Raw genomic sequence first — 25,798 nt, forward strand, 5'->3', positions numbered from 1 at the left:
TTTTTTATTCCATCAAACCGGAGTAAATATGGGTGAATTTGATCTTATCTCACGCTATTTTACGCGACCTCATCAGAAATCAAATGACTTGCCATTATCAATTGGCGATGATTGCGCGCTCATTGAAATTCCATCGCAACACTGCCTTGCCATCACAACAGATACTTTAGTCGAAGGTACTCACTTTCTTCCGAATATTTCAGCAGCCGATCTAGCCTATAAAACTGTTGCTGTAAATTTAAGTGATTTAGCAGCGATGGGGGCAATGCCCCGCTACGTTTCATTAGCGCTCACTTTACCCAAAGTAGAAGAACATTGGTTGGCAGAATTCAGCCAAAGTTTATTTGCCATTTTAGATCGCTATCAAACCCAGCTGATTGGTGGAGACACAACCAAAGGGCCGCTATCTTTAACTTTAACGGCACAAGGTATTTTGCCAACTGGACAAGGGCTATTTCGCCATCAAGCAAAAGTTGGAGATTGGATTTTTGTTTCTGGCACACTAGGCGATAGTGCTGCAGGTCTTGATATTTTACTGAATAAAAATGGTAAAACATCATCAGAACCCGACCGCTATTTGTGCCAGCGTCACTTGCGCCCGACACCGCGTGTCGAATTAGGCTTAGCATTACGCCCTTTTTCTTATTGTGCGATTGATATTTCAGATGGACTAATTGCCGATCTTGGGCATATTTTAGCACGCAGCCAAGTAGGGGCTGAAATTTATCTCGACCAACTGCCACTTTCTCGGCATTTGCGTGAAAATTATAGCGAAGCAGAAGCTGAAAACTTTGCCTTAACTGGTGGGGAAGATTATGAGCTTTGTTTTACTGTAAGTGATGAAAAACGAGAAAGTATGCAGCAATTATTACGTAGCCAAGGTATTTTAGTCACTTGTATTGGACGGATTTTGCCCGCTACAAGCGGTCTAATTTTACAAAAAAATGGCAAAATCATTTCCACGCCTACTCAAAGTGGTTTCGATCATTTTCATGGATAACTTATGCAAGCACCTAATTTAAAAAATCCTATTCATTTTTTTGCTTTTGGTTTTGGTTCAGGCCTATTAAAGCCGGCTCCAGGAACTTGGGGAAGCCTTGCTGGTGTTTTGGTGTCCATTTTATTATGGCAACTGACGCACTCTGCCTTTTTCTTTGCCGTTTTAACTATTATTAGCTTTATTGCCGGCATTTATATTTGTGATAAAACAAGCCAAGATCTCAATGTTCATGACGATGGGAGGATTGTTTGGGACGAGATCGTCGCTATCTTTTTAATGTTCTGCCTACTCCCTGCCTACGATAATTTCTATTATTTATTGGCATTTATAAGTTTTAGATTTTTCGATATTCTCAAACCATTCCCTATCCGTTACTTTGATGAAAAACTGGAAAACGGATTAGGCATTATGGTGGACGATATTTTTGCTGCCATTTTTGCCCTTGCCGCACTTTGGCTGATTCATTTCTTTTTCTAAACAATGTTAAATATTTTATTGATTCATTTGGCTGGACTAGCAAGCCCCGGCCCAGATTTTTTCTATGTTGTTCGCCAATCTGCCAGTCACTCTATTCGTGCAGGCATTTTAGCCGCTATTGGAATTTCACTCGGAATTATCTTCTGGGCAGCTTTTTCTATTTTTGGATTAGTGTGGCTAAAACAACATTTAGGCGATGTGGTGCAATATGTGATTATGGTTGTGGGGGGAAGTTATTTACTTTACATCGGCATAAGTATGTTACGCATTTCAGATAATGTAACATTTGCAAAAAACAGTGAAAATCAGACCGCTTTACACAGCCTCACTGAAATTAGAAAAGGGTTGATGATCAACATTTTCAATGCTAAAGCAGGTGCTTACTTTACTAGCGTTATTTCAGGCTTCCTAGGTAATTTTAGTGAATTACACTTACAAATCGAATTATTGCTGCTCTTTGTAATTTCAACACTCATCTATTTTTGCTTAGTTGCCTTACTCTTCTCTCGCAAGCCTATTCGACAATTTTATAGTCAATATAGTCGCTATATTGACAATGCAGCTGGTGTGGTTTTTGCTGGCTTCGGACTATTGCTCATTTTTGAAGGCATTCAATATTTCATCCAATAAAACATAAAAATAGGGACAAAACAGAAATTTTGTCCCTATTTTTTATAAAATTTACACCGAAAATGGATATTGAATGCTTGGATGAAATTCATACCCCTCAACCTTAAAATCATCTAAGGTTACCCAAGTTTCTAAATCTTCTAACGATTTAATCTCTGGGTTGATGATTAACTTCGGTGACGCTAAAGGTTCACGTTGGAGTTGTACATCTCGCATCAATTCAAGTTGATCTTCATAAATATGTGCATTCACAATTTTATGAAACGCTTGTCCTGCTTGGTGTCCCGTAATTTGTGCCATGAGCGCTAAGAAGGTATAGCATTGAATCATATTCCAGTTTAATCCTAATGGCACATCTGCAGAACGTTGAGTACTGTTAAGATAAAGCACGCCATCTAATAATGAAAAATGGTGGCTATATAGGCATGGGCGCAAGCAGCCCATATGAAATACACCAGGGTGATAAAATGTATAAATCTCACCGCGATTATCCACACCTTTTTTCAAATCATCGACAATTTGACGAAGTAAATCGACTGAACCGCCATCAGGTTTGGGAAAATTCCGACCTACGGCACCATAAACCAAGCCCATATCATCAGTGCCTTTACGATGAGGATTCGCTAACCATGCTGCATTTTCATTTGCATTCGCATCCCAAGATTTGGTGCCTAAAGCACGGAAATCCGCAGCATTATCATAACCGCGGATATAACCTAATAATTCAGCAATTGCTGCTTTCCAAAAACTTCTTCTCGTTGTGACGAGTGGGAACTCGCCATTAGCAACATCATAGGTTAAGTCCGCATTGATAACCGTTAAACAGCGCTTACCAGTTCGTTCATTTTCTACCCATTTTCCTTGCTCAACAATGCGTTTACATAAAGCTAAATATTGTTTCATTACGTTCTCATAAAAATGTTTAGGCAAACATGCCTTTTATTGGGTAGAATAATAGCAGATATCAGATATTTACCCTACGATAAATTGGAGAGCAAAATGAAATTAGTCCATAAAGCCCTATTTCTCTGTGTTGCTGTTTTATTAAGCGCTTGTTCAAACAACACACCAAGCCGTTTAAGCAAAGATCAAATTGATGATAAATCTTATGCGGTCTCTTATGGCGTTACTGGTCAAACATATAAAGACCGCGTGACTGCCAATTATGATATTGCCTCATTCACGAAAGGCGTAAGCGACTGGTACTATGGCAAAGTCAATATGCCAATTGAACAAATTCGTGCTACAACCTTGAATCGTTTAATGGATCATAACGTTTATGCTTATTATAGCGGCATCCTATTTGCCGAGGGGTTCCAAAGTAATGTAAACCATCTAGATGCCAACTGCTGGGGATTATTAGATAAAGCAAGCATGGTACAAGGAATTGATGATGCGATGCATGATTTACAAAAAGGACAAATTCGCGATGATGAATATATTCGCAAAGGTGCAGACGATATTATTCATCTCTGTGTAAAAACCATTATTGATGATGAACATAAAGCTGAACAGGAAAAGCCACAAGCTCAACCTAAAAAAGCAAGTCACAAAGCATCAAAAAAACATAAATAATTCACATAAAAAATGCAGGGATTCCCTGCATTTTTCTATTATATAAGCTGAGGGCATATGTCTTTTTTCACTTACTTTTATTTAGAAAATAAAATGTATTTTCAGGATTATCTAAAATACATTGCTATTTTTGTTACCCTAGGTACCTTATTATTAGCTTCTACACTGTATTTACGCCATCGTATAGAAAGTAAATATCGGGATTTAAGCATTATTTCTTTATTACTTATTATTTTATTGCTTGGTATTCAATATACTCAATATGAGCAAAATCAAATCTATGCCAATGATAGTTCTCAAATTATCACATTCCTAAATTCAGTAAGAGATAATCAGCAGTTAAAAAATGAGGATCTGATAGTTAATGACCAAAAATTAACTAATGGAATGATTATTGGGATTAAAAGTAAATATTTTGAAGTTCATTTTAATAATGACTTTACTGCCTATACTTTATCAGATATTAATTTAGTTAATTCTAATATCAATCTTATTGATAAGGAGAACAAATAATGGAAAGTTACTCTTTCTTAGCCATAAAATTAACTATTGGGATTATCGGGTTAATTCTTCAAATTAATTTAATGGGAAAAGGCAATTTAGCCCCTACCTCTGCCATGGATCAAGTACAAAACTATGTATTAGGTGGAATTATTGGTGCAGTCATTTACAATGATAATATCGGTATATTGCAATTTATCTTAGTACTTATTTTATGGACATTGTTAGTATTTACCCTAAGATTTATTAAAAACCATAACCAATTTGTGAAAAATATTATTGATGGCAAACCGGTATGGGTAATTCTAAATGGAAAAGTTCAAATTGATGAATGTATGAAAAATGGCATTTCAGCACATGATTTAATGTTCAAATTACGTGCAGCTGGAATTTATGAAATCGCCACAGTAAAACGTGCCGTCATCGAGCAAAATGGGCAAATCTCTATTATTCAATATGGCGATGAAGATTTGCGTTATCCACTAATTATTGATGGACAAATTGATTCGGATATTTTAGAACTGCTCAACCGAGATGAAGATTGGGTAAAACAAGAATTAGAAAAAAATCAAATAACCGTTGAACAAGTTTATATTGGAGAATATTTAAATGGAAAACTGATTCCTCATTTATATAAACAATCCTAAATAAAAAAGCTGAAATCTTGATGATTTCAGCTTTTTTACTTTATTTAATAAACATCTCTAAATAATCGCCCTTCAGCAATCAGCGTTGCGATAATATTATTGAAATCATCTACATAAGGCTGGTGTCCGATTTGATCAGCAATCTCAATTAACGCTTCATCCACTGCTTTACTCATCGATTTACTACCACAAAGATAGAAATAAGCGCCCTGTTCAATCAATTGCCAAATCAATTCGCCTTGTGCTTTAATTGCATCTTGCACGTAAAATTTGACCGCTTGATCGCGTGAAAACGCGGTGAAAAGCTGTGTTAATACACCATTTTGCCGATAGTTTTTTAATTGTTCTTGATAAAGGAAATCTTTTGCCTGATAGCGTTCACCAAAGAACAAATAGCTTGCACTTGGCTTATCTTGATTAGCAAAATATTCCAAGAAACCAATATGTGGCGCAATGCCCGCACCTGAGCCAATCATCACAACCGGTGCATTTAATACTTTCGGTAAGTGGAAGGTTGGATTAGATTTCACAAAAACAGAAAGTTTTTGCCCGACTTTAACTTTAGCTAACTGATCACTTGCAGTACCTTGATAAGTTCTGTCATTTAATTGATAGTGAACATGACGTACACATAAATCAACATAATCTGGATGCGTTTTACCACAAGAGCTAATCGAATAAGCACGCGCGGTTAAGTTTGGTAAAATCTCAACTAAATTCTCTAACGTTACCTTTTTCTCTGCATCAAAATCAGTTAATACATCAAATAAATCGTGACCATATAAATACGCTTCTAATGCTTTTTTATTAGAGATTTTCAGTAAATTTTTTAATTCTGCATGGTCTAAAATTTTATTTAAATCACGTAATACATTTTTACTTAATAAACGTAGCTCTTTTTTCGCTAATAAATTTTTTGCTTCTAGGTTATTAAACCAATCTACATAATTTGCTAATTCATTATCTGGTTGCTCAACCTGAACATAAATTAAATCACCGGCTTGATAGAAAATTCCACTATCCGCTAAAGATAAGCGTAAATGATAAACGGCTGGATCTGATGCTGCTAAATGTTTAACTTCTAAAACTTCTGCCTGATAAACGGTTTTCTCATTATAAACTTTGACAGAAAGAGTATGCGTTTTTGGTAAATCTACTACTTGAGCTAATGTTTGTTGTAATAATGGCAACCATTGTTTAAAAATTTCTGCATAATTTAAATCTGCATCTACGCGCGCAATAAATGGTTTAGCTTGTTTTTTTAACAATAACTCATCAACTTGTTTACTAAACCCACAGAATTTATCGTAAGTGACATCACCCAAACCAAATACGGCATAATAACAGGGTAAAGCGGTTAAATTTTCTAAATTATTTACAAATTCATCCCCATTTGCAGGTGGTTCACCGTCACCAAAAGAACTGGTTAAAACTAATAATAAATCGTTCTCTTTCGGTTGATTTAAATTAAATTCATTTAATGTGGCTAAGGTAGGCGAATAAGCGGCTAACCAATCTTCATTCGCTAATTGTTTTGCCAAAACTTCGGTATTGCCAGATTCTGATGCATAAGCTATATAAATTTTTTGAATCTCGTTGCGCATTTTTTCTCCTTAACATTATAAGCACAATAAAATAAAAGCGTGCCAATTCGGCACGCTCAAATCTTATTTGTCGTAGAAATCGTCAAAAATTTCTTTTGATAATTCTACCGCGTCGAAATTTTGCATTAAGTCGTTAATTACGCGACGCACGCTAATGTAGCTAGTGATTTTACCTTCTGCATCAAAAATTGGCTGAACGGTTGTATCAACAACATACACCACGCCACCTTTACCTACGTTAGGCACGATACCAGTCCAAATTTTACCTGCTTGAATCGTATCCCACATATCTTTATAAACTTCTTTTGGTACAGCTGGATGGCGTACTAAGTTATGTGGTTGACCGATTAACTCTTCACGAGAGTAGCCGGTTAATTTGCAGAAAAGATCATTTGCGTAAGTGATGACACCTTGTAAATCGGTGGTTGAAATAACTAAAGTATCGTGGACGGCTTTAAGAAGCACGTCATTTGAAGGGGTAATTTGTTCAGCCATAGTTAACTCCATTGGTCTGCTCAATTGGTTAGATTAGCGTGTATTTTTTATACACTTCAAGATCCCAAAACGGGAAAGCCAAAATACCCGATTATTATCATAAAGTAAAGCTAGGCTAAATTAAATCTACACATTTTTAATTATCTGCCGTTTTTTCAAGCACCTCTCAAAGGGAAATTCTCTATAAAAAAATCCCCATGGGGATTTCTTATCCATTATAAGCAATACGTTTGATACCATTGATTCAGTAACACACCTGCATTCACTGCGATGTTCAAACCACTGTTCAGCGGATTAGCAAATGAAAGTTGAACAGAGGTATCTTGCTCACTTAACTCTTGGCTCATCACTTCACTTAATACAAAAACAACCTTTTCATTTAATGTTGTTTGCGCTAAAGATTTCGCCTGTTTGCTACGCGTTAAATGCACGATTTGATACCCTGCTTTTCTTAATTGTTCAAAAGCAATTTCTTTATGTTTAGTTTCAAGTGGGCGAACAAATTCTAATCCACCTTCTGCCACACGCGCTGCCGCACTTGAATATAACGAATCAGCCGATTCAACAATTGCCCCTTTCACGCCATAAAATGCACAAGTACGCACAATTCCGCCAACGTTTTGCGCATTGTTCACACAATCTAACAGAACCAAACAATCTTGTTTACGTGGCACTTGTAAATAGCCATCTAAAGTCAACGCAGGCGCTTTTTTCACTAACAAGCACATTTCGCCATGATGTTCCGTGCCCGTTACCCGTTCCATTTCTGCTTTATCTACAACGTGATAAGCTTTTTTATTTGCAGCTAAATAGCTCGTTACTTCGCCTAATTTTTTGGCACCTTCAACCGTTGCCCAAAGACGAACAATTGCTTGTGGACGTTGTTGAAATAAAGTTAAGCAAGCATTTTCGCCATAAACTTTCATTTCTTCAGCACGGTTTTTCTTAATTTTTTCTGGTGCGCGTGGTGAAAGTGGCCCCGTTTTTTTCTCTTTCTCACCTTGCCACGGATTTCCACCTTTCACTAAAATTTTCACTTTTCCTTCACCACTGGCTTTTCGGCCTTCTGAAGGGTAGCTGTAAGCGGTCTGTTTTGCCGAATCTTTTGCAAATTTTCCCTTTGGCTTAGCACGACGCTCTGAACCTTTTTGATCACGTTCATTAAAGCTTCGCTCATTAAAATTGCGAGAGGTCTTTTCACTGCCTTGTTGAAATTTAGCAGATTTTTCTTTGAATGTTGGTTTCATGCTTCGCTCGCTTATTTGTTATTGCGATATTTGGTATGTTGTTTTACTGCCTTGCGGATTTGGCGAATGTTCGCTCTACGACGGTTTTTCGTCACATCCACTTTTGTTTCTGTTTCAGCAGGTAAACCGACTAATTCACGCAGATAGTTAACTTGCTCAAGTCCCATCTCTTCCCAACCACCGCGCGGTAAACTTTTTTCTAATTTGATATTTCCATAACGAATACGAATCAAGCGGCTCACTTCTACCCCTTGAGATTCCCATAAACGGCGAACTTCACGATTACGCCCTTCAGTTAAAGTTACATCAAACCACTGGTTAATCCCTGTGCCACCAACCACTTTAATTTGTTTAAAGTTTGCAGGGCCATCTTCCAGTTGAACGCCTTTACGTAATCGTTGCAACATTGCTTCGTCAACATTGCCAAATACTCGCACTGAATATTCACGCTCGACTTCGCGGCTTGGATGCATTAAACGGTTAGCTAATTCCCCATCGGTGGTAAACAGTAAAAGACCAGAAGTGTTAATATCTAAGCGCCCTACTGCAATCCAACGAGAACCCACTAAACGAGGTAAACGGTCAAACACGGTTGCACGCCCTTCTGGATCAGAACGTGTGCAAAGCTCCCCTTCTGGTTTGTAGTACATAAGTACACGGCAAATCTCTTTTTGCGTTGGAATTAAATTGATTAAATTGCCATCTACACGAATTTTCGTGGCAGAACTCACTTGCACGCGATCACCCAGGCTTGCAATTTTGCCATCCACACTCACTCGGCCTTCTGCGATAATGGTTTCTAATTCACGACGTGAACCTTGGCCTGCTCTTGCTAAGATTTTTTGCAGCTTTTCGCCTACCACTTTTGCTTTTTTTTCTACGCTACTTTTCTTTTCTGCATGATTTGCATCAAGTTGAGTTGGTTTAGCAGGCTTCTTAGCTAATGGTTTTGTTGTTGGGCGCTTTTCATCACGAAATGGCTGTGCTTTTTTCGTTTTATCTGCGAATTTTTTGTCTGCGCGTGAGACTTGAAATGTTTTCATTCGGTTTCCTTTGTCGCTTTCACAAGCGTCTATCAATAAAATGTTTAATTAAATGGGGTTAAATCACCCGCCCCTTCGCGAATAATCACAGGGGTTTCGTCTGTTAAATCTACTACGGTGGTAGGTTGTTGACTTAAATAGCCACCATGAATAATCAATTCCACCCGTTTTTCTAGATAATCTCGAATCTCATCTGGGTCGGATTCTGTCACTTCTGTATGTGGCAGCATCAAAGAACAAGAAAGAATCGGTTCACCTAAAGCTTCTAATAATGCCAAAGCAATCGCATTATCTGGCACACGAATCCCTATCGTTTTACGCTTAGTCATTAAACGACGTGGCAGCTCTTTAGTTGCCGGTAGAATAAAGGTGTATGGATTTGGCGTATTATTTTTAATTAAGCGATAAGACTGATTACTTACCATTGCATACAATGAAATCTCAGACAAATCGTGACACACCAAAGTAAAATTATGATTTTCTGGTAACTGACGAATGGCCACAATGCGATCCATTGCTGCTTTTTCGCCAATTGCACAACCTAACGCATAACCAGAATCCGTTGGGTAAACAATAACACCACCCTTTTTAATAATTTCGACGGCTTGATGAATTAAACGAGTTTGCGGATTATCGGGGTGAATATAAAAAAATTGACTCATGATGTTCTCCTGACGAAGATAGCGCTTATTATACGCTTTTTGTCTATTGATTTATAGGCTTTTCAAAATTCCATCGAAAAGCGCTTGACTTCTTTTTTGTGTACTAGTTTAATAGTGCAAAAATCAATGTAGGAAAAATACTATGACCGTGCAAATTCAACAAACTGTGATTCCTTATTACGAAGATACCACAGTTGCGTTTTATCATTTATGCAGCAATCGTTCACATACGCTGTTACTCGATTCTGCGGAAATTCAAAGTAAAAACAGCTTAAAAAGTCTTATTTTTGCAAAATCAGCCGTTCACATTTTTTGTGATGCACAACAAGTCACATTTGAAGCATTAACCGCAAATGGACAAGCCGTCTTACCACAGATAGCACAAGCTCTCTCACAACTTTCTCCAGCGCCTATTTGCAAATTTTCAGAAAAAAATGACCGCTTGCAAGCAACCTTTCCAACCATTAACCAGCACTTAGATGAAGATAGCAAATTAAAAACGAGTACTGTGTTTGATGGGCTACGCGTAGTCAGCCAACTTTTTACGCAATCTGAAGATGCGGTCTATTTAGGTGGTTTATTCAGCTATGATTTGGTCGCGCACTTTATTCCAATGGATGGCATTGAATTAAAAGACGATGGTTTACGTTGCCATAATTATAGTTTCTATTTAGCTGAACAATTGGTCTTTGTTGATCACCAAAAACAACAAGCTGTTTTACATACTTTCTGTTTTGATGAAAAGGAACAAGGCGCATTAACGCAAGAAGCTAAAGCCTTTAGTGAAACATTAGCGAAATATCAACCTTGTGAATTACGCCTTCCAACACAAGCTGCTTCAGGCGAAGTGCAAACCAATATTGAAGATGAAGATTTCAAAGCGATTGTGACCCAACTTAAACATCATTTAAACATTGGCGATGTTTTCCAAATCGTGCCCTCACGCCGTTTTAGCTTGCCTTGTCCAAACATTTTAGCCGCATATCGCCAGCTAAAAATTAACAATCCAAGCCCTTATATGTTCTTAATGCAAGGGGAAAACTTTACCTTATTCGGTGCATCACCAGAAAGTGCATTGAAATACACTTCACAAAGCCGACAATTAGAAATCTATCCTATTGCTGGCTCACGCCCGCGCGGTTTTGATGCTCACGGGAATATCGATCCAGAATTAGATACTCGCTTAGAATTAGAATTACGCCTTGACCAAAAAGAGCTTGCAGAACACTTAATGCTGGTGGATTTAGCCCGTAATGATGTTGCACGCGTTAGTGAAGCAGGAACTCGCCGAGTCGTGGATTTAATGCAAATTGACCGCTACTCACATATCATGCACCTAGTTTCACGCGTGGTTGGAACATTACGCCACGACTTAGATGCACTGCACGCTTATCAAGCTTGCATGAATATGGGTACCCTCACTGGTGCGCCAAAAATTAAAGCAATGCAACTTATCTATCAAGTTGAGCAGCAAAAACGTCACAGTTATGGGGGCGCCGTGGGTTACTTAACCTCAAAAGGTGACTTAGATACCTGTATCGTAATTCGCTCTGCGTTCGTACAAAATGGCATGGCTTACGTTCAAGCTGGTTGTGGTGAAGTGTTAGATTCAGATCCACAATCTGAAGCCGATGAAACTCGACATAAAGCCCGAGCAGTTTTAAAAGCAATTGCCGAAGTAAATACCAAATAAGGAAAATCCCATGGCACATATTTTATTTGTGGATAATTTTGACTCTTTTACTTATAACTTAGTCGATCAATTTCGCGACCTTGGCCACCAAGTTACCGTATTTCGTAACGACTACCCATTAGACGCTTTTTTAGAAAAAGCGCGTAATACCCCAGAGTGTATTGTGGCGCTATCTCCCGGCCCTGGCACACCAGCAGAAGCAGGAAACTTAATTGAGATTATTAAACAACTTAAACATGAAGTGCCAATGATTGGCATCTGTTTAGGCCACCAAGCGATTATTGAGGCATTAGGAGGAGAGGTTGTCCATACTGGCACCGTGTTACATGGTAAAGTCTCTAAAATTGATCATGACAACCAAGCCATGTTTGCCGGCATTCACAATCCTATGCCCGTTGCTCGTTATCATTCATTGATGGGAGATGATCTTCCTGCGGAATTAGTGGTTAATGCTACTTATGGAAATATTATTATGGCGGTTCGTCATCAGACATTACCGATTTGTGGCTTCCAATTTCATCCAGAATCCATTTTAACGGTACAAGGCACGAAATTATTGGCCCAATCGGTTGAATGGTTATTACAAGCGAAAAAATAAGTTAGTTAGATAAACAAAAAGAGAGGAAAATAAATTTCCTCTCTTTTTTCTTCTAAATCACATTTTTTCTGAGATAAATTCGATAATTTTCACTCTCAGGCGTAGGTTTTATCAGGTTAATCTTCAGCAGAGATTTCGCTGGCAAATAAAACGGCTGCCACCCTTCATTCTCAGCATCTTGACTTTGCGTTGCACCATGTTGGTCATACCAAAAGAATTTTAACGTGCTACTGATTGGCGAATCCGTTTTATTTTCTAGAGTCAAGGTATCCGCTTTCGCATTTACTTCAACAAACTGCTCCATCGGTGATTCAATATTTACTATTGGCTTAGATTTTGCCGGCAAGTAACTTTGTGGATTACTACCACAAGCGGTCAAAAAAAATGAACCGATTGCAAAAACAAATAATGCGTTACGCATAAACCCTCTATTTTTTCGCTAACATCGCACCAAGTGGCTCACCGCCAACTAAATGCATATGAATGTGGAACACTTCTTGCCCGCCATGTTGGTTACAATTCACAATCAAACGGTAGCCATTTTCGGCAATGCCTTCCGCTTGTGCAATTTTCGCTGCTGCTGTAAATAAGCGACCAAGTGTTTGCTCATCTTCAGCTGTGACATGATTAACAGTTGGAATAAATTTATTTGGAATAATCAAAATATGGGTTTTAGCTTGTGGCGAAATATCACGAAAAGCAGTAACCAATTCATCTTGATAAACAATATCTGCCGGAATTTCTTTGCGGATAATTTTACTAAAAATTGTTTCTTGATAAGTTTTTTCAGTCATAACACTGTCCTTTTTATTTTAAATTTAAACATCTTGCCACTGGCGCAAAACTCTTGCGATGAAAAGGCGTAGCACCATATTGGCTTAATTTTTCAAAATGTAAAGCGGTCGGATAACCTTTATGTTTTGCAAATCCATATTCTGGAAATTGTTTATCTAACTCTGCCATTTCTAAATCGCGTGTCACTTTCGCTAAAATTGATGCTGCACTAATTTCTTGTACTAATGCATCGCCTTTTACCACCGCTTGTGCTGGCATTGACAAATTAGGTAAGCGGTTGCCATCAACCAATACAAAATCAGGCGTGATGCTCAAGCCTTCCACAGCACGCTGCATTGCCAACATTGTTGCATGCAGAATATTAAGCGAATCGATTTCTTCTGGCTCAGCTCGACCTAATGACCAACAACGGGCTTTTTCTTTAATTTCTTCAGCTAATGCCAAACGCTTTTTCTCTGAAAGTTTTTTAGAATCAGTCAGCCCCATAATCGGCTTTTGCGGATCTAAAATAACTGCAGCAGTCACTACTGCACCCACTAACGGGCCACGTCCTACTTCATCCACGCCGGCAATCAGTTTTGCTTTTGGATAAATAAACATAATTAGGCAATCTCCGTTCTGAAATGGCGCTGGCTCTTACTTTCGTTTCGACTTTCAATTAAACGATGGTAGTTTTCAAAACGAATCGGATCAATTTTACCTGCTTCCACTGCTTCGCGTAATGCACAACCAGGATCATTGCCGTGTTTACAATCCCTAAATTTACAAGTACCTAGCACTTGTTGGAATTCGCGATAACCTTGCGTAATCTGCTCAGCTTCTAAATGCCACAAACCAAATTCCCGAATCCCTGGTGAATCAATTAAATTTCCCCCCTGTGGAAGATGATATAAGCGAGAAGCTGTCGTGGTATGCTGCCCTAGACCAGAGGTATCACTCACCACTCCTGTTAAAGCTTGCACTTCTGGCAATAACTGATTGATTAAACTTGATTTTCCTACACCAGATTGTCCCACAAAAATAGAGGTGCCTTTCGATAAATAGCTATCTAATGTAGCCATATTTTCGCCTGTATCAGCAGAAAGCAATAATGTTTCGTAACCAATTTTTTCATAAATAGAGAGTTGTGCTTTTACCGCTTCGCGCTCTTCTGGGCTTAATAAGTCAATTTTATTCAGTACAATCAACGCGGGAATGCCTGCCGTTTCGCAAATAACCAAATAACGGTCAATAATGTTAAGCGATAAGGTTGGCAACACAGCAGAAACAATAATAATCTGATCAATATTCGATGCCATCACTTTAATGCCATCATAATAATCAGGGCGAGTTAACTCATTCTTGCGTGGATAAATCGCTTCAATCACACCTGAAATACCTTGCAGTTGCGCGGTTCCTTGTCGCCAAGAAACCACATCACCGACTACCACATTTTTTAGCGTTCGGCGTAAATTACAACGGCAAATCTCTCCATTAGGCGCTTCAACATCAGCATGCTTCGCATGTCGCGTAACTACGATGCCCGTTTGCACTTCGCCAAGCATATCTTCTTGCCACTCAAACTCTTTTTTACTGATTCGTTTATGGTGGTTAGATTGAATACGGCGCTGTTGATTTTGCGTTAATCGTCTTTTACTCAAATTCTGTTCTCAATCAAAAAAATATATAGGTATGCTACCATTTTTGCCTAAACGCGACAAATACCCTGCGCACAAGCAAAAGCCGAAGACCACGCCCATTGGAAGTTATAACCCCCGAGCCACCCCGTTACATCCAAGACCTCACCAATGAAATATAAGCCTTGAACCTTTTGGGCTTCCATTGTTTTAGAAGAAATTTCGGCAGTATCCACACCGCCCATGGTCACTTCTGCAGTGCGATAACCTTCTGTACCATTTGGTAAAAATGCCCAATGATGAATCCATTGTTCCAAATGTGCCAGTTCAGCTTTAGAAAGTTGGGCTAACGTATTTTCTTTTAACCAACCTTGCTCAAACCATAATTCAACCAGTTTTTTAGGCAAATAACGCGCTAAGACTGTTTTAAGCTGTAATTTCGGCGAAGATTGACGCAACTCTTGTAAAATATCGGTAATCATTGCGTTAGGTAACAGATCAATTTCAACACTTTCGCCCATTTGCCAATAGTTAGAAATCTGCAAAATTGCGGGGCCAGAAAGCCCGCGATGGGTAAACAACATCTGATTGCTAAAAGTTTTTCCTTGATTGCTGACACTCACTGGCAAAGAGATCCCAGATAAACTTACAAAAGGCTTATCACTCTCTTTCCAAGTAAAAGGTACAAGGCTGGCTCGTGGTGCCACAACATTTAGGCCAAACTGTTCTGCCAATTTATAACCAAAAGGTGTCGCGCCAAGCCCCGGCATCGAAAGTCCACCGGTGGCTACAACTAAATGAGGGGTTTGGTAACGAGCACAAGCGGTCTGAATTTCAAAACCATTTGCAAATTTTTCGACAGAAATGACCGCTTGTTTTAGCAAAATTTCGACATTGCCTTTTTGACATTCTGTTTCTAGTAATTTAACGATTTGTTCAGCCCCTTCATCACAAAACAGCTGCCCCAATTCTTTTTCATGGTAGCTAATGCCATATTGTGCAACGAGTGCAATAAAATCCCACTGGTTATAACGTGCCAATGCTGATTTAACAAAATGAGGATTCTGGCAAAGATAATGCTGTGGTGTCACTTCTAAATTCGTGAAATTACAGAAACCGCCGCCCGACATTAAAATTTTACGACCGATTTTCTTGCCATTATCTAACACAAGCACACGCTTGCCCGCTTGACCTAATTGCGCTGCGCAAAACAGCCCTGCTGCGCCAGCGCCAATAACAATAACATCAATATCTTGCATTAGAAATTCAATACCTTATCGGCTTGCATTGTCCAGTCTGCTAACTCAATCAATGTCCCAATTTCTACCCCTTCAGCTAAAGGAAGTTCAGTTATACCACGCGCATTCGTACAAGTTTTACAAAGTTTCACTGTAGCGCCTTGTGAGGTTAAAATTTCTAACATTTGCTGTACATGATAGCCTTCTGATGGCGCTTGTTTAGCAAGACCACCGACCACGGCATCCGACATTAAAAAGATGTTAATTTCTGCTTTGTGCTGTTCTTGAATTTGTAGTGCTAAACGTAAACCACTGAAAAAACTTTCATTGCCATATGGGGCAGAATTGATAATAAAAAGTAATTTTTGCATATTGTTCTCCACAGGAAATTGTCATTTTGAAAGAAACCAAGAAATAAAAAGAAAAAAGCGGTGAAATTTGCAAATGTTTTTACAAACTCCACCGCTAGATACGATTAGCCTATCGGGATAATTTCGATACGTTGCGCTTGTTCTGCAACTCTTGCTCGAATTTTCGCTTCAAGTTGGTCGATGAGTTTATCGTTATCGAACCGTTCTTTTTGACGCACGCCATCAAGATAGAAACCGCTCATTTTATTTGAACCAGTCACACCAAGATCTGAAACTAATGCTTCACCCGGGCCATTTACCACACAGCCAATAATGGAAACATCCATTGGTGTTAAAATATCTTCTAGGCGTTGCTCTAATGCATTTACCGTTGCAATCACATCAATTTCTTGACGCGAACAAGTTGGGCAAGCGATAAAGTTAATACCGCGTGAACGAATGCGTAATGATTTCAAAATATCGAAACCCACTTTCACTTCTTCAACTGGATCCGCTGCTAGCGAAATACGTAAAGTATCTCCGATTCCTTCTGAAAGGAGTAAACCTAAGCCGATAGCTGATTTCACCGAACCTGCGCGTGCGCCACCGGCTTCAGTAATACCTAAATGCAATGGCTGCTCAATCGCTTTTGCTAATAAACGATAAGACTCTACCGCAAGGAATACATCGGATGCTTTTACGCTTACTTTAAATTGATCGAAGTTGAAACGATCTAAAATATCTACGTGGCGTAATGCAGACTCTAATAATGCTTGTGGAGTTGGTTCGCCATATTTTTCTTGAATATCACGCTCCAATGATCCAGCATTAACCCCAATACGAATTGGAATATTTTTATCCTTCGCACAATCAACCACAGAACGAATACGCTCTTCGTTACCAATGTTACCTGGATTGATACGCAAGCAATCTACGCCATACTCTGCGACTTTAAGCGCAATTCGATAGTCAAAGTGAATATCCGCCACTAGTGGCACTTCTACTTGTTGCTTAATTGCTTTAAACGCTTCTGCGGCATCCATCGTTGGTACAGAAACGCGAACAATATCTGCACCCACTTTTTCTAAGGCTTTAATTTGCGCGACGGTTGCTTCAACATCCGTAGTGCGGGTGTTAGTCATAGACTGAACTGAAATCGGTGCATCGCCACCGACAGGAACTTTTCCAACCCAAATCTTTTTGGATTGACGACGTTTAATCGGCGATTGGTGTACTGCTGACATGAGAAATTCCTATTGTAATGGAAGTTTAATACGTGCAACACGTCCGTCAATTTTTAACGGAACTTCTTCACCTTTATAATAAATCTTAACATTTGCTGGCGCGCCGATAGTTAAACGGTATTGTTCATTCTCGTTAAAAGTTAATACTTCACCAGAAGTATACAGTTTTTCCGCTAAACTTTTCTTACTGCTTGCGCCTTTTACTGTAATCCAGCTTTCTTTGCCAGTTACCTCAATACGTAATAATGCATCAATAGGAAGTGCTTGTTGTGGTGCTTGCTCTTCCGCAACAGGTTGTTCTGTCGTTGCGTTATTTTGTTGCAATACATTTACTGCAGATTCAGCATTTGCAGTAGGTTCTGCATTTTCGACCGCTTGAATGCTTTGTTTTTCGCTTTCAGTTTGCGCTGCTGTTTCAGTTGGCGCAGTCACAGCAGGTTGTTCAACCACTGGCGTTTCTGTTTTTACAGGCCCTACTGCTTGCTCAGTTTTTGCTACTTCTACAGCAGGCGCTTCCACTGTTGGTGTACTTTCTTTTGATGCTTCAACTTTTACAGGCTCTACTGCCGGTTGAGCAGCTGTTTCTACTGTTTTGTTTTCTGTTTGTAGCGCGGGTAAGGCAATCTCATTTTTCGCTGGCGCTGCATTATTGGTTTGTTGTTGAGTTTCTTGGTTTGCAGCAATCACAAATTGATCACGGTTTGCTTGCTCTTTTTGATAATCTTGATACCACCAAACCAATGTCATTCCTAAAGCACCCAATAAAATCGCGATGGTTAAATATTTTACCCATTGAGTTTGAGATTTTTGTTTCACTTTAGACGGTTGCGCGTTATTGATTACCGTTTTAGGTAAAATGACCTCTCCATAATTAACGCTAGACACTAAGCCTTCAGGCAAACGTAAAAAACGAACATAGTTACGCACATAGCCACGCACAAAAGTAGGCGCTACATTTTGTAGTACAAAAATATCGTTTTCTAACGATTCAATATGCGATTTTTTTAAATTCGTTTTCTTCGCCACGTCTTCCACAGAAAGACCGAGCGCTTCACGCGCTTGTTTTAACTGTTGTCCGAGCGAAAGTTCCGAGGTTGTGTTAAGAGATTCGGTCATAAAATATAACTCTTTAAAAATTGAACAAAAAATTACTCGAAAGTTTAAAGAGGATAAGCATTTTTTGCAATGCCGATGGACAAAATTTGCAAAAAAATTCAATTCAAGCGGTTAAATTTATAAAAAAATTGATAAAATCTGATATAGGCCAAAAAAATGATTCAAAATTAAGCGTAGAATAATGTTTTTAACCATTTCCTCCATAGGATGTTATGAATACCAGCAAAATCCAACTGTTAAAGCAAAACTTTGCCTCGGGCTTAGTTGTGTTTCTTGTCGCATTACCGCTCTGTTTAGGCATTGCGTTGGCTTCAGGTGCGCCGCCACTGTCAGGGATTATTTCAGGCATTGTTGGGGGAATCATTATCGGTACCCTCAGCACTTCACATATTAGTGTTGCAGGCCCTGCTGCTGGGCTTGTTGCGATTGTTTTGGCAACGATTAACCAATTACACTCTTTTGAATTATTTCTTTGTGCAGGTATGATTGCAGGCATAATGCAAATTACACTTGGTTTTTTGCGTGCGGGCAGTATTACTAACTATATTCCCGTTGCGGTCATTGAAGGGATGCTTGCCGGTATTGGTATTCTAATTATTTTTAGCCAACTCCCTTACGCTTTTGGCAGTAAATTTAGCCTAGCGCAATTATCACACGCCTCAATTGATATTCACTTAGGCTCTCTTATTATTACGCTTATCTCTCTATTCATTATTATTGGCTGGGATAGCTCAACTAAGCTTAAACAAATTAAACAACTTCCTTCCGCGTTGATTGCAGTTATTGTAAGTGTGCTTATTAACCATATCTTTATTGCCACTAATAGCTATTTAGCTATTCCAAGCGAACAGCTAGTGCGCCTTCCCGTGATTGAAAACTGGAATGACTTTCAAACATTTATTACCTTGCCCGATTTTTCTGGTTTTAGTCATCAATTAGTTTGGATTACTGGCGCAACTATTGCTGTCGTTGCCTCTATCGAAACACTACTTTCGATTGAAGCCGCCGATCGCCTTGACTCAAAACGCAGAATTACCGATACCAACCAAGAGCTACGTGCACAAGGTGTGGGGAATTTGGTTTCTTCACTTATTGGTGGTTTACCTATTACAGCCGTAATTGTACGCTCTTCAGCCAATGCAAATGCGGGTGCTACGCATAAAATTTCAAGCATTATTCATGGTTTATTATTGCTTGTTTGTGTACTTACCATTCCGGCATGGCTAAATGAAATTCCATTAGCCACATTGGCTGCCGTGTTGATTTTAGTTGGCTATAAATTAGCCCGACCAGCCGTTTTTAAACATTTTTGGCATAAAGGCATTTATCAATTTATTCCATTTATTGCCACCGCTGCAGCGGTAGTGATATTTGATTTATTAAAAGGCGTTGGGCTAGGCTTAATTATCAGTATTCTATTTATTCTTCATGGCAATATGAAACGAGCTTACTATTTGAGCCGAGAAGAACTAGCCGAAGCAACTACCATTCGCTTAGATTTAGCTGAAGAAGTTTCTTTTTTAAATAAAGCGGCAATTAAGAAAACGTTGAAAAACATCCAACCAGATTCAACTTTAATCATCAATGCCGAAAGAACCTCTTACATTGCCTGCGATGTATTAGAGCTTATTGAAGATTTTGCTAATATTTATGCAAAAGAAAATCATATTCGAGTGATTTTAAAAGGCTTTAAAGCGGATTATGACAATACTGTCGATCAAAGTAGCAATATTCATGTTGAACACGGCAAACGGCTATAGACATGCGAAAAAGAAGGCAATCCGTGAGATTGCCTTCTTTTCTTTATGCGTTAAAGGTTGCTAATTTTTCTAGCGTTTCATATGCTTTTCCGCTTGCAAGTAGCGCTTTTACTTTAGCTGCATTGGCTTTGAGATCTCTTTCGCCAAAGGTTCGCATCAACATTGCTACGTTTACTGCAACTGCATCAATATGCGCGGGTTTTCCATCACCTTTTAATAAGGCTTTCAACATTTCTGCATTCTCTTCCGGCTCACCACCTTTTAAATCTGCTAACGAATGTGTTTGAATACCAAAATCTGCTGGCGTAACACTAAAATAATGAATGTTACCTCCTTCAACTTCTGCAACTAATGTTTCACCATGAACCGCCACCTCATCTAATCCTGCACCATGTACCACGATGGTATGCTCAGCACCTAAGGCTTTTACCGTTTCTGCATAAATTTTCAGAATATCTGGAGAATAGACGCCTAACATTTGACGTTTTGCGTGAGCTGGATTCACAAGTGGACCTAAAATATTAAACAAGGTACGCGTTTTTAATGCTTGGCGAACGGGTGCTGCATGGCGAAATCCCGAATGATAATGCGGAGCAAATAAGAAACAAAGATTCGTTTCATCCAATGCTTTACGCGCTTGCTCCGGTGAAATGCCTACATCAATGCCTAATGCCGAAAGCACATCGCTCGCGCCTGTTTTACTTGAAACGCTACGGCTACCATGTTTAGCAATTTTATAGCCTAAGGTTGCGGCAACAATTGCACTGGCGGTTGAAATGTTAATCGTATTATGTCCATCTCCGCCAGTGCCTACAATATCAGCAAAAGGATAATCTGGTGTTGGAAATGGCGTTGCATTTGCAAAAGCAGCTTCAACTGCTCCAGCAATTTCTTCAATGGTTTCACCACGAACTTTTAATGCAATCAAAGCGCCTGCTAATTGTTCAGAAGAAAGTTTACCTTGAATCACTTGATCAAAGAAAAAATGTGATTCAGCTTGCGTGAGAGATTGTGCATTAAATAATTTTTCTAATAATGATTCAGTTTGCATAATAATTCCTTATTTAATTGCAAAGATTTTGCACTATTAAAATAGTACATCAGCACAAAGTCAAGCAAAATTTCAAGCGGCCTAATTTTATTAACGATTTACCAATTCTACATTTAACGGGAGTTGCCATTGAATTGGTGAAAGTCCTTTTGATTCAAGATAATGATTCGCTTGTGAAAAATGATGACAGCCAAAGAAACCACGATGCGCTGAAAGTGGCGAAGGGTGTGGCGCTCTCAATACACAGTGACGATTTTGGTCAATAAACTGCCCTTTTTTTTGTGCATGGCTTCCCCAAAGTAAAAACACCAAATTTTCACGATACAAGTTGAGTTGTTCAATCACTTTATCGGTAAAGGTTTCCCAGCCAAAATTTGCATGCGAATGTGCTTGACCTTGCTCCACAGTTAACACAGTATTAAGTAACAACACACCTTGTTTTGCCCAATCAACCAAATAACCGTGATGAGGAATTTGAAAATTAGGAATATCTTGTGCAAGCTCTTTATAAATATTCACTAATGAAGGTGGTGGCGCTATTGGTGGCTTGACTGAAAATGCCAAGCCATGTGCTTGGTTTGGCCCGTGATAAGGATCTTGCCCTAGAATGACCACTTTTACGGCTTCAAATTCAGTTAGACTAAAGGCACTAAAGATCTCTGATTGTGGGGGATAAACCGTCTTTCCCGCTGCTTTAGCTTGCTGAACCTGTTGTAAAATATGTTGAAAATAGGTTTTTTGTTTTTCTTCACCAATCGCTTCTTTCCACGTTTTCATTTTTCTTCCTTCTTATTACAAACAATAACGAACATTTTTTAACCAAACAATCCATAAAAATGCTAAATGCTTAAATTTTTATCGCAATCTAAAACTAAAGGGGTATAATGCGCACATCAAATAAATTTGAATCTTTCAAATTATTTTATAAATCTGTTTATTTTTTCTCAACATATGGAGCTTTATCATGATTAAAGGCGTACAAATCACTGAATCTGCAAACAGCAACTTATTAAACTCTTTCTGGTTGTTAGATGAAGCAAAAAACGAAGCACGTTGCATTGCAGCAAAAGGTGATGTTTATAAAGAAGATCAAGTCGTTGCTATCAGCGAATTAGGTCAAATTTCTTACCGCGAAGTACCAGTAAACGTTGCACCAACAATCAAAGTGGAAGGTGGTCAACACTTAAACGTTAACGTATTACGTCGCGAAACTTTAGAAGATGCAGTTAAACATCCTGAAAAATATCCTCAATTAACTATTCGTGTTTCTGGTTATGCAGTACGTTTTAACTCATTAACGCCAGAACAACAACGTGATGTTATCACTCGTACTTTCACAGAAAGCTTATAATATCAGTTTTTCTTTTAACGCACTCAATAGAGTGCGTTTTTTATTGCCAGATCCTTTTTTAACTGTTTTTAAAACCACTGTAAAAAAATTCATAAAATATAGTTGACACTGTTTAGACAATCAGTAAAATACCTGTATAAACCGACAGTCAAGAGAGGAAATTATGGCAAGTCTTCGTCAACTAGATCCAAAACGTGAATTTTCTTATCAGCCTATGCCAATGTATCGTGATAAAGATTCAGAACGATCAATGAAATTAGATCTCAATACATTATGTATCAAACGCCCGACTGAAACCTTCTTCATTTTGGTAAAAAATCCAAATTTAATTGCTTGGGGAATTGAATTAGATGATTTACTGGTTGTAGAAAAAGCTTCAGAATACTTTGTTAATGATCTATTAGTTATTGAACAAGCGGGAGAGTATAAATTCTACCAATTCTTCAATGAAATCAATGGAGAGAAAATCCTATTCTCGCTAGACGCTAATTTACCAAATCGCCGTATTCAAGATTGGGAAGATATTACTATTTCAGGCGTCATTACCAATGTTGTTCATCAAATACGCCCGCGTTTTTCTCCAGTAATGCATGAAAAACGCTATGCAGCATGATGTTCATAAAAAATAAGGCATAGCGCTATATTGCTATGCCTTATGAATTTACTGTTTTTTATTCGTATTCTTCAATCCATTTCATTAGGATTGCTTCTAAAATTTGTTCATTAGAACCCTCTGGGTCATCATCAAAATCTTCTAATTCACAAATCCACTGATGCATATCAGTAAAACGCACCGTTACTGGGTTTAAATCTGGATCACGGTCATATAACTCTTCTGCAATCCGTTGAACATCTGTCCATTTCATTAGTGCGCGGCCTCATTTGCATGGTTTAAGTTATATTTTGGAATTTCAACGACTAAGTCTTCATCACCCACCACACATTGGCAAGATAAACGGCTATCCATCTCCAAACCCCAAGCCTTATCCAACATATCTTCTTCTTGATCTGTGGTTTCATTTAATGAATCGTAACCCTCACGAATCACAACGTGGCAAGTCGTACAAGCACAAGATCCATCACAAGCGTGATGAATCTCCACACCCGCATTATGGGCTAGTTCTAATAGGTTATCGCCTTTTTTTGCCTCAATAACCATACCTTCAGGACAAAATTCTTCATGAGGAAGAAAAACTACTTTTGGCATAAAATCCTCTTTTAAATAATTTCATCAACGGCTTTACCCGCTAATGCTTTTTGAATAGATAAATTCATTCGTTTGGCTGCAAATTCTTGAGTTGCAATATCAAGATCTTTAATGCCTTGTGCAATTGCAGCTCTATCGTTACCTTTTTTAGTCTCAAGCAATTTTTGAATTTCCGCTTCGATGGCTTTAAATTCTTCAACACTCAACACCACTGCCCCATCTGCTTGTAATGCAGAAATAACGGTATCAATCACACGATCGGCTTCAACACGTTGTTCAGCAAGCTGTCTGGCTTCCATATCTTCTTTAGCATTGGTCATTGAAGATTTAATCATCTGTGCTACTTCCTCTTCCGTTAAACCATAAGAAGGTTTAATTTGAATAGAAGCCTGCACTTTAGTTGATTTTTCCATTGCGGTTACACTTAACAACCCATCGGCATCTACTTGATAAGTAACACGAATAGTTGCTGCACCAGCCACCATTGGCGGAATTCCACGTAAAGTAAAACGTCCAAGAGAACGGCAATCTTCTACTAATTCACGCTCGCCTTGTAAAACGTGAACGGACATCGCAGTCTGCCCATCTTTTGCTGTAGTAAATTCTTGTGCACGCGCAACGGGAATAGTGGTATTTCGAGGAATAATCTTCTCGACCAAGCCACCCATTGTTTCAATTCCTAAAGAAAGCGGCACAACATCTAATAAAAGCATATCTGAATCGGGTTTATTTCCCACCAAAATATCTGCTTGAATTGCTGCACCAAGTGCAACCACTTTGTCTGGGTCAATGGAGGTTAATGGTGTTTTACCGAAAAACTCGCCTACCTGCTCACGTACAAATGGAACACGGGTAGAACCACCAACCATAACCACTTCTCGTACTTCATCCGATTCCACACCTGCATCTTTTAAAGCGCGGCGACAAGTCATCAATGAACGTTTTACAAGCGGTTGAATTAAATTATTAAATTGCGAACGGCTAACCGTGCCTGTCCAATTTGCAAATTTCACTTCAGTTTCGACCGCTTGCGAAAGCGCAACTTTAGTTTTCGTTGCAAGGGTCAATAACTCACGTTGCTCATTTGCATTTTGAGGTTGATAATCGGCTTGCGCTGCAATCCAATCAGCTAAAAGGTGATCAAAATCATCTCCCCCTAAAGCCGTATCTCCGCCAGTCGCCAATACTTCAAACACGCCACGACTTAAACGTAAAATGGAAATATCAAAAGTACCGCCACCTAAATCATATACAGCAATCACACCTTCTTGTCCGCTATCTAAGCCATATGCAATGGCTGCAGCCGTCGGTTCATTTAATAAACGTAATACATTTAATCCTGCTAATCTTGCAGCATCTTTTGTACTTTGGCGCTGTGCATCATCAAAATAAGCAGGAACAGTAATAACTACACCGGCCAATTCACCTGCTAAACGTTTTTCAGCAAAAGCATTGAGATAACTTAAAATATCGGCTGAAACTTCAATCGGGCTTTTATTACCCTGCAATGTTTGAATCAGTGGCAAGCCATTATCACTTGCAACAAATTCATACGGTAAATTTGGATAACGCTGGGTAACATCAGCTAAAGAACGACCAATTAAACGCTTAGCCGAAATGATTGTATTTTTTGGATCAACTGCTGCTAATGCAAAGCCTTCTACACCACAGGTTTTCTCATTTTTGCCATAATGCACAACAGATGGCACTAAAGCTCGCTCTTTCTCATCAAGTAATACTTGCGCTTGTCCACTACGTACCGTAGCGACTAATGAATTGGTTGTCCCCAAATCAATCCCTACTGCGAGTCTTGCTTGATGAGGTGCTGCTGTTTGCCCCGGTTCAGCAATTTGAAGTAATGCCATTATTTAATGTTCTCTCTTGAATTATCTTATTTT

Annotated in this window: 30 protein-coding genes; 11 read left to right on the forward strand and 19 right to left on the reverse strand. The window is 38.8% G+C overall.

Annotated elements, in window-relative coordinates; translation table 11 throughout:
- Nucleotides 1–28: 28 nt before the first annotated feature.
- Genes thiL through HMPREF1128_RS05745 form a run of 3 tightly spaced genes read left to right on the forward strand, consistent with a single transcriptional unit; the run spans nucleotide 29 to nucleotide 2,107 of the window.
- Complete coding sequence (gene thiL, locus HMPREF1128_RS05735) at nucleotides 29–1,000, forward strand: thiamine-phosphate kinase (RefSeq protein WP_007524083.1); 972 nt, start codon at nucleotides 29–31, stop codon at nucleotides 998–1,000.
- Between the two features lie 3 nt (nucleotides 1,001–1,003).
- Nucleotides 1,004–1,477, forward strand: coding sequence for a phosphatidylglycerophosphatase A family protein (locus HMPREF1128_RS05740; protein WP_007524484.1), 474 nt, complete (start codon nucleotides 1,004–1,006; stop codon nucleotides 1,475–1,477).
- Nucleotides 1,478–1,480: 3 nt separating this feature from the next.
- Nucleotides 1,481–2,107: a LysE family transporter gene (locus HMPREF1128_RS05745; RefSeq protein ID WP_007524258.1), complete on the forward strand. Its 627-nt coding sequence runs from the start codon at nucleotides 1,481–1,483 to the stop codon at nucleotides 2,105–2,107.
- Between the two features lie 51 nt (nucleotides 2,108–2,158).
- Here HMPREF1128_RS05745 and HMPREF1128_RS05750 read toward each other — a convergent pair whose 3' ends face one another.
- A complete protein-coding gene (locus HMPREF1128_RS05750; RefSeq protein ID WP_007524918.1) occupies nucleotides 2,159–3,010 on the reverse strand; it encodes a thymidylate synthase in 852 nt (283 codons plus the stop codon).
- 96 nt (nucleotides 3,011–3,106) lie between these two features.
- Here HMPREF1128_RS05750 and HMPREF1128_RS05755 point away from each other — a divergent pair, with 96 nt between their 5' ends.
- From HMPREF1128_RS05755 to HMPREF1128_RS05765, 3 genes are read left to right on the forward strand one after another with little or no spacing between them, the layout of a single operon-like run.
- Entirely contained in the window at nucleotides 3,107–3,682 is a 576-nt protein-coding gene (locus tag HMPREF1128_RS05755) for a hypothetical protein (protein ID WP_007525490.1), read from the forward strand.
- Between the two features lie 57 nt (nucleotides 3,683–3,739).
- Nucleotides 3,740–4,195 carry a DUF3290 family protein gene (locus HMPREF1128_RS05760; RefSeq protein ID WP_007525133.1) on the forward strand — a complete coding sequence of 152 codons (456 nt, stop codon included), beginning with the start codon at nucleotides 3,740–3,742 and terminating at the stop codon, nucleotides 4,193–4,195.
- Entirely contained in the window at nucleotides 4,195–4,830 is a 636-nt protein-coding gene (locus HMPREF1128_RS05765; RefSeq protein ID WP_007524495.1) for a DUF421 domain-containing protein, read from the forward strand. Before HMPREF1128_RS05760 ends, HMPREF1128_RS05765 begins: the two co-directional genes overlap by 1 nt.
- Before the next feature lie 44 nt (nucleotides 4,831–4,874).
- On the opposite strand, the gene HMPREF1128_RS05770 is transcribed toward HMPREF1128_RS05765, so the two are convergent.
- From HMPREF1128_RS05770 to HMPREF1128_RS05790, 5 genes are all read right to left on the reverse strand, one after another.
- Nucleotides 4,875–6,434 carry a diflavin oxidoreductase gene (locus HMPREF1128_RS05770; protein ID WP_007524508.1) on the reverse strand — a complete coding sequence of 520 codons (1,560 nt, stop codon included), beginning with the start codon at nucleotides 6,432–6,434 and terminating at the stop codon, nucleotides 4,875–4,877.
- Nucleotides 6,435–6,497: 63 nt separating this feature from the next.
- Nucleotides 6,498–6,929 carry a PAS domain-containing protein gene (locus HMPREF1128_RS05775; RefSeq protein ID WP_007525154.1) on the reverse strand — a complete coding sequence of 144 codons (432 nt, stop codon included), beginning with the start codon at nucleotides 6,927–6,929 and terminating at the stop codon, nucleotides 6,498–6,500.
- Nucleotides 6,930–7,144: 215 nt separating this feature from the next.
- Nucleotides 7,145–8,176: a TrmH family RNA methyltransferase gene (locus HMPREF1128_RS05780; protein ID WP_007525226.1), complete on the reverse strand. Its 1,032-nt coding sequence runs from the start codon at nucleotides 8,174–8,176 to the stop codon at nucleotides 7,145–7,147.
- A gap of 11 nt (nucleotides 8,177–8,187) precedes the next feature.
- Nucleotides 8,188–9,219: a 23S rRNA pseudouridine(2605) synthase RluB gene (gene rluB / locus HMPREF1128_RS05785; RefSeq protein ID WP_007525422.1), complete on the reverse strand. Its 1,032-nt coding sequence runs from the start codon at nucleotides 9,217–9,219 to the stop codon at nucleotides 8,188–8,190.
- Between the two features lie 44 nt (nucleotides 9,220–9,263).
- On the reverse strand, nucleotides 9,264–9,881 hold the full coding sequence (locus HMPREF1128_RS05790) for an L-threonylcarbamoyladenylate synthase (RefSeq protein ID WP_007525371.1): 618 nt from the start codon (nucleotides 9,879–9,881) through the stop codon (nucleotides 9,264–9,266).
- 142 nt (nucleotides 9,882–10,023) lie between these two features.
- Here HMPREF1128_RS05790 and trpE point away from each other — a divergent pair, with 142 nt between their 5' ends.
- Together trpE and HMPREF1128_RS05800 are read left to right on the forward strand one after the other, a co-directional pair.
- Nucleotides 10,024–11,574 (forward strand): anthranilate synthase component I, encoded by a 1,551-nt coding sequence (gene trpE / locus HMPREF1128_RS05795; RefSeq protein ID WP_007524828.1) that lies wholly within the window; start codon nucleotides 10,024–10,026, stop codon nucleotides 11,572–11,574.
- 10 nt (nucleotides 11,575–11,584) lie between these two features.
- Nucleotides 11,585–12,172: an aminodeoxychorismate/anthranilate synthase component II gene (locus tag HMPREF1128_RS05800; protein WP_007525229.1), complete on the forward strand. Its 588-nt coding sequence runs from the start codon at nucleotides 11,585–11,587 to the stop codon at nucleotides 12,170–12,172.
- Between the two features lie 52 nt (nucleotides 12,173–12,224).
- Here HMPREF1128_RS05800 and HMPREF1128_RS05805 read toward each other — a convergent pair whose 3' ends face one another.
- The 8 genes from HMPREF1128_RS05805 to HMPREF1128_RS05840 form a co-directional block, all read right to left on the reverse strand.
- Nucleotides 12,225–12,593 carry a YcfL family protein gene (locus HMPREF1128_RS05805; protein ID WP_007525536.1) on the reverse strand — a complete coding sequence of 123 codons (369 nt, stop codon included), beginning with the start codon at nucleotides 12,591–12,593 and terminating at the stop codon, nucleotides 12,225–12,227.
- Nucleotides 12,594–12,600: 7 nt separating this feature from the next.
- The gene (gene hinT / locus HMPREF1128_RS05810; protein WP_007524766.1) at nucleotides 12,601–12,966 is read right to left on the reverse strand and encodes a purine nucleoside phosphoramidase; all 366 of its coding nucleotides are present in this window, start codon (nucleotides 12,964–12,966) and stop codon (nucleotides 12,601–12,603) included.
- A gap of 13 nt (nucleotides 12,967–12,979) precedes the next feature.
- The gene (gene rnhB / locus HMPREF1128_RS05815) at nucleotides 12,980–13,567 is read right to left on the reverse strand and encodes a ribonuclease HII (RefSeq protein WP_007524108.1); all 588 of its coding nucleotides are present in this window, start codon (nucleotides 13,565–13,567) and stop codon (nucleotides 12,980–12,982) included.
- Nucleotides 13,568–13,569: 2 nt separating this feature from the next.
- On the reverse strand, nucleotides 13,570–14,607 hold the full coding sequence (rsgA, locus tag HMPREF1128_RS05820) for a small ribosomal subunit biogenesis GTPase RsgA (protein ID WP_007524798.1): 1,038 nt from the start codon (nucleotides 14,605–14,607) through the stop codon (nucleotides 13,570–13,572).
- Between the two features lie 47 nt (nucleotides 14,608–14,654).
- Nucleotides 14,655–15,842, reverse strand: a complete 1,188-nt coding sequence (locus tag HMPREF1128_RS05825) for a BaiN/RdsA family NAD(P)/FAD-dependent oxidoreductase (RefSeq protein ID WP_007525005.1) — start codon at nucleotides 15,840–15,842, stop codon at nucleotides 14,655–14,657.
- Nucleotides 15,842–16,192, reverse strand: coding sequence for a DsrE/DsrF/TusD sulfur relay family protein (locus tag HMPREF1128_RS05830; protein WP_007525475.1), 351 nt, complete (start codon nucleotides 16,190–16,192; stop codon nucleotides 15,842–15,844). The genes HMPREF1128_RS05825 and HMPREF1128_RS05830 overlap by 1 nt, the downstream gene beginning before the upstream one ends.
- Nucleotides 16,193–16,296: 104 nt before the next feature.
- Nucleotides 16,297–17,415 (reverse strand): flavodoxin-dependent (E)-4-hydroxy-3-methylbut-2-enyl-diphosphate synthase, encoded by a 1,119-nt coding sequence (ispG, locus tag HMPREF1128_RS05835; protein ID WP_007525523.1) that lies wholly within the window; start codon nucleotides 17,413–17,415, stop codon nucleotides 16,297–16,299.
- Between the two features lie 9 nt (nucleotides 17,416–17,424).
- Nucleotides 17,425–18,531 (reverse strand): RodZ domain-containing protein, encoded by a 1,107-nt coding sequence (locus HMPREF1128_RS05840; RefSeq protein WP_007525347.1) that lies wholly within the window; start codon nucleotides 18,529–18,531, stop codon nucleotides 17,425–17,427.
- A 212-nt stretch (nucleotides 18,532–18,743) separates the two neighbouring features.
- Between HMPREF1128_RS05840 and HMPREF1128_RS05845 the strand changes: the two genes are divergently transcribed.
- A complete protein-coding gene (locus HMPREF1128_RS05845; protein WP_007523990.1) occupies nucleotides 18,744–20,291 on the forward strand; it encodes a SulP family inorganic anion transporter in 1,548 nt (515 codons plus the stop codon).
- Between the two features lie 43 nt (nucleotides 20,292–20,334).
- Here HMPREF1128_RS05845 and trpD read toward each other — a convergent pair whose 3' ends face one another.
- Nucleotides 20,335–21,342: an anthranilate phosphoribosyltransferase gene (trpD, locus tag HMPREF1128_RS05850; protein WP_007524372.1), complete on the reverse strand. Its 1,008-nt coding sequence runs from the start codon at nucleotides 21,340–21,342 to the stop codon at nucleotides 20,335–20,337.
- Nucleotides 21,343–21,432: 90 nt separating this feature from the next.
- Nucleotides 21,433–22,119 (reverse strand): uracil-DNA glycosylase, encoded by a 687-nt coding sequence (gene ung, locus HMPREF1128_RS05855; protein ID WP_007524588.1) that lies wholly within the window; start codon nucleotides 22,117–22,119, stop codon nucleotides 21,433–21,435.
- 187 nt (nucleotides 22,120–22,306) lie between these two features.
- On the opposite strand from ung, the gene grcA reads away from it, so the two are divergent.
- Both grcA and HMPREF1128_RS05865 read left to right on the forward strand, forming a co-directional pair.
- A complete protein-coding gene (grcA, locus tag HMPREF1128_RS05860; RefSeq protein WP_007524928.1) occupies nucleotides 22,307–22,693 on the forward strand; it encodes an autonomous glycyl radical cofactor GrcA in 387 nt (128 codons plus the stop codon).
- Between the two features lie 163 nt (nucleotides 22,694–22,856).
- Nucleotides 22,857–23,306, forward strand: coding sequence for a LexA family protein (locus HMPREF1128_RS05865; protein WP_007525172.1), 450 nt, complete (start codon nucleotides 22,857–22,859; stop codon nucleotides 23,304–23,306).
- Between the two features lie 58 nt (nucleotides 23,307–23,364).
- On the opposite strand, the gene iscX is transcribed toward HMPREF1128_RS05865, so the two are convergent.
- From iscX to hscA, 3 genes are read right to left on the reverse strand one after another with little or no spacing between them, the layout of a single operon-like run.
- Nucleotides 23,365–23,559: a Fe-S cluster assembly protein IscX gene (gene iscX, locus HMPREF1128_RS05870; RefSeq protein ID WP_007524881.1), complete on the reverse strand. Its 195-nt coding sequence runs from the start codon at nucleotides 23,557–23,559 to the stop codon at nucleotides 23,365–23,367.
- Nucleotides 23,559–23,900: an ISC system 2Fe-2S type ferredoxin gene (gene fdx, locus HMPREF1128_RS05875; RefSeq protein WP_007525072.1), complete on the reverse strand. Its 342-nt coding sequence runs from the start codon at nucleotides 23,898–23,900 to the stop codon at nucleotides 23,559–23,561. Before fdx ends, iscX begins: the two co-directional genes overlap by 1 nt.
- Before the next feature lie 11 nt (nucleotides 23,901–23,911).
- Nucleotides 23,912–25,765, reverse strand: coding sequence for a Fe-S protein assembly chaperone HscA (hscA, locus tag HMPREF1128_RS05880; protein ID WP_007525237.1), 1,854 nt, complete (start codon nucleotides 25,763–25,765; stop codon nucleotides 23,912–23,914).
- Nucleotides 25,766–25,798: the final 33 nt, after the last annotated feature.

The organism is Haemophilus sputorum HK 2154 (genome assembly GCF_000287615.1).
GTDB classification, from domain to species: Bacteria; Pseudomonadota; Gammaproteobacteria; order Enterobacterales; family Pasteurellaceae; genus Haemophilus_A; species Haemophilus_A sputorum.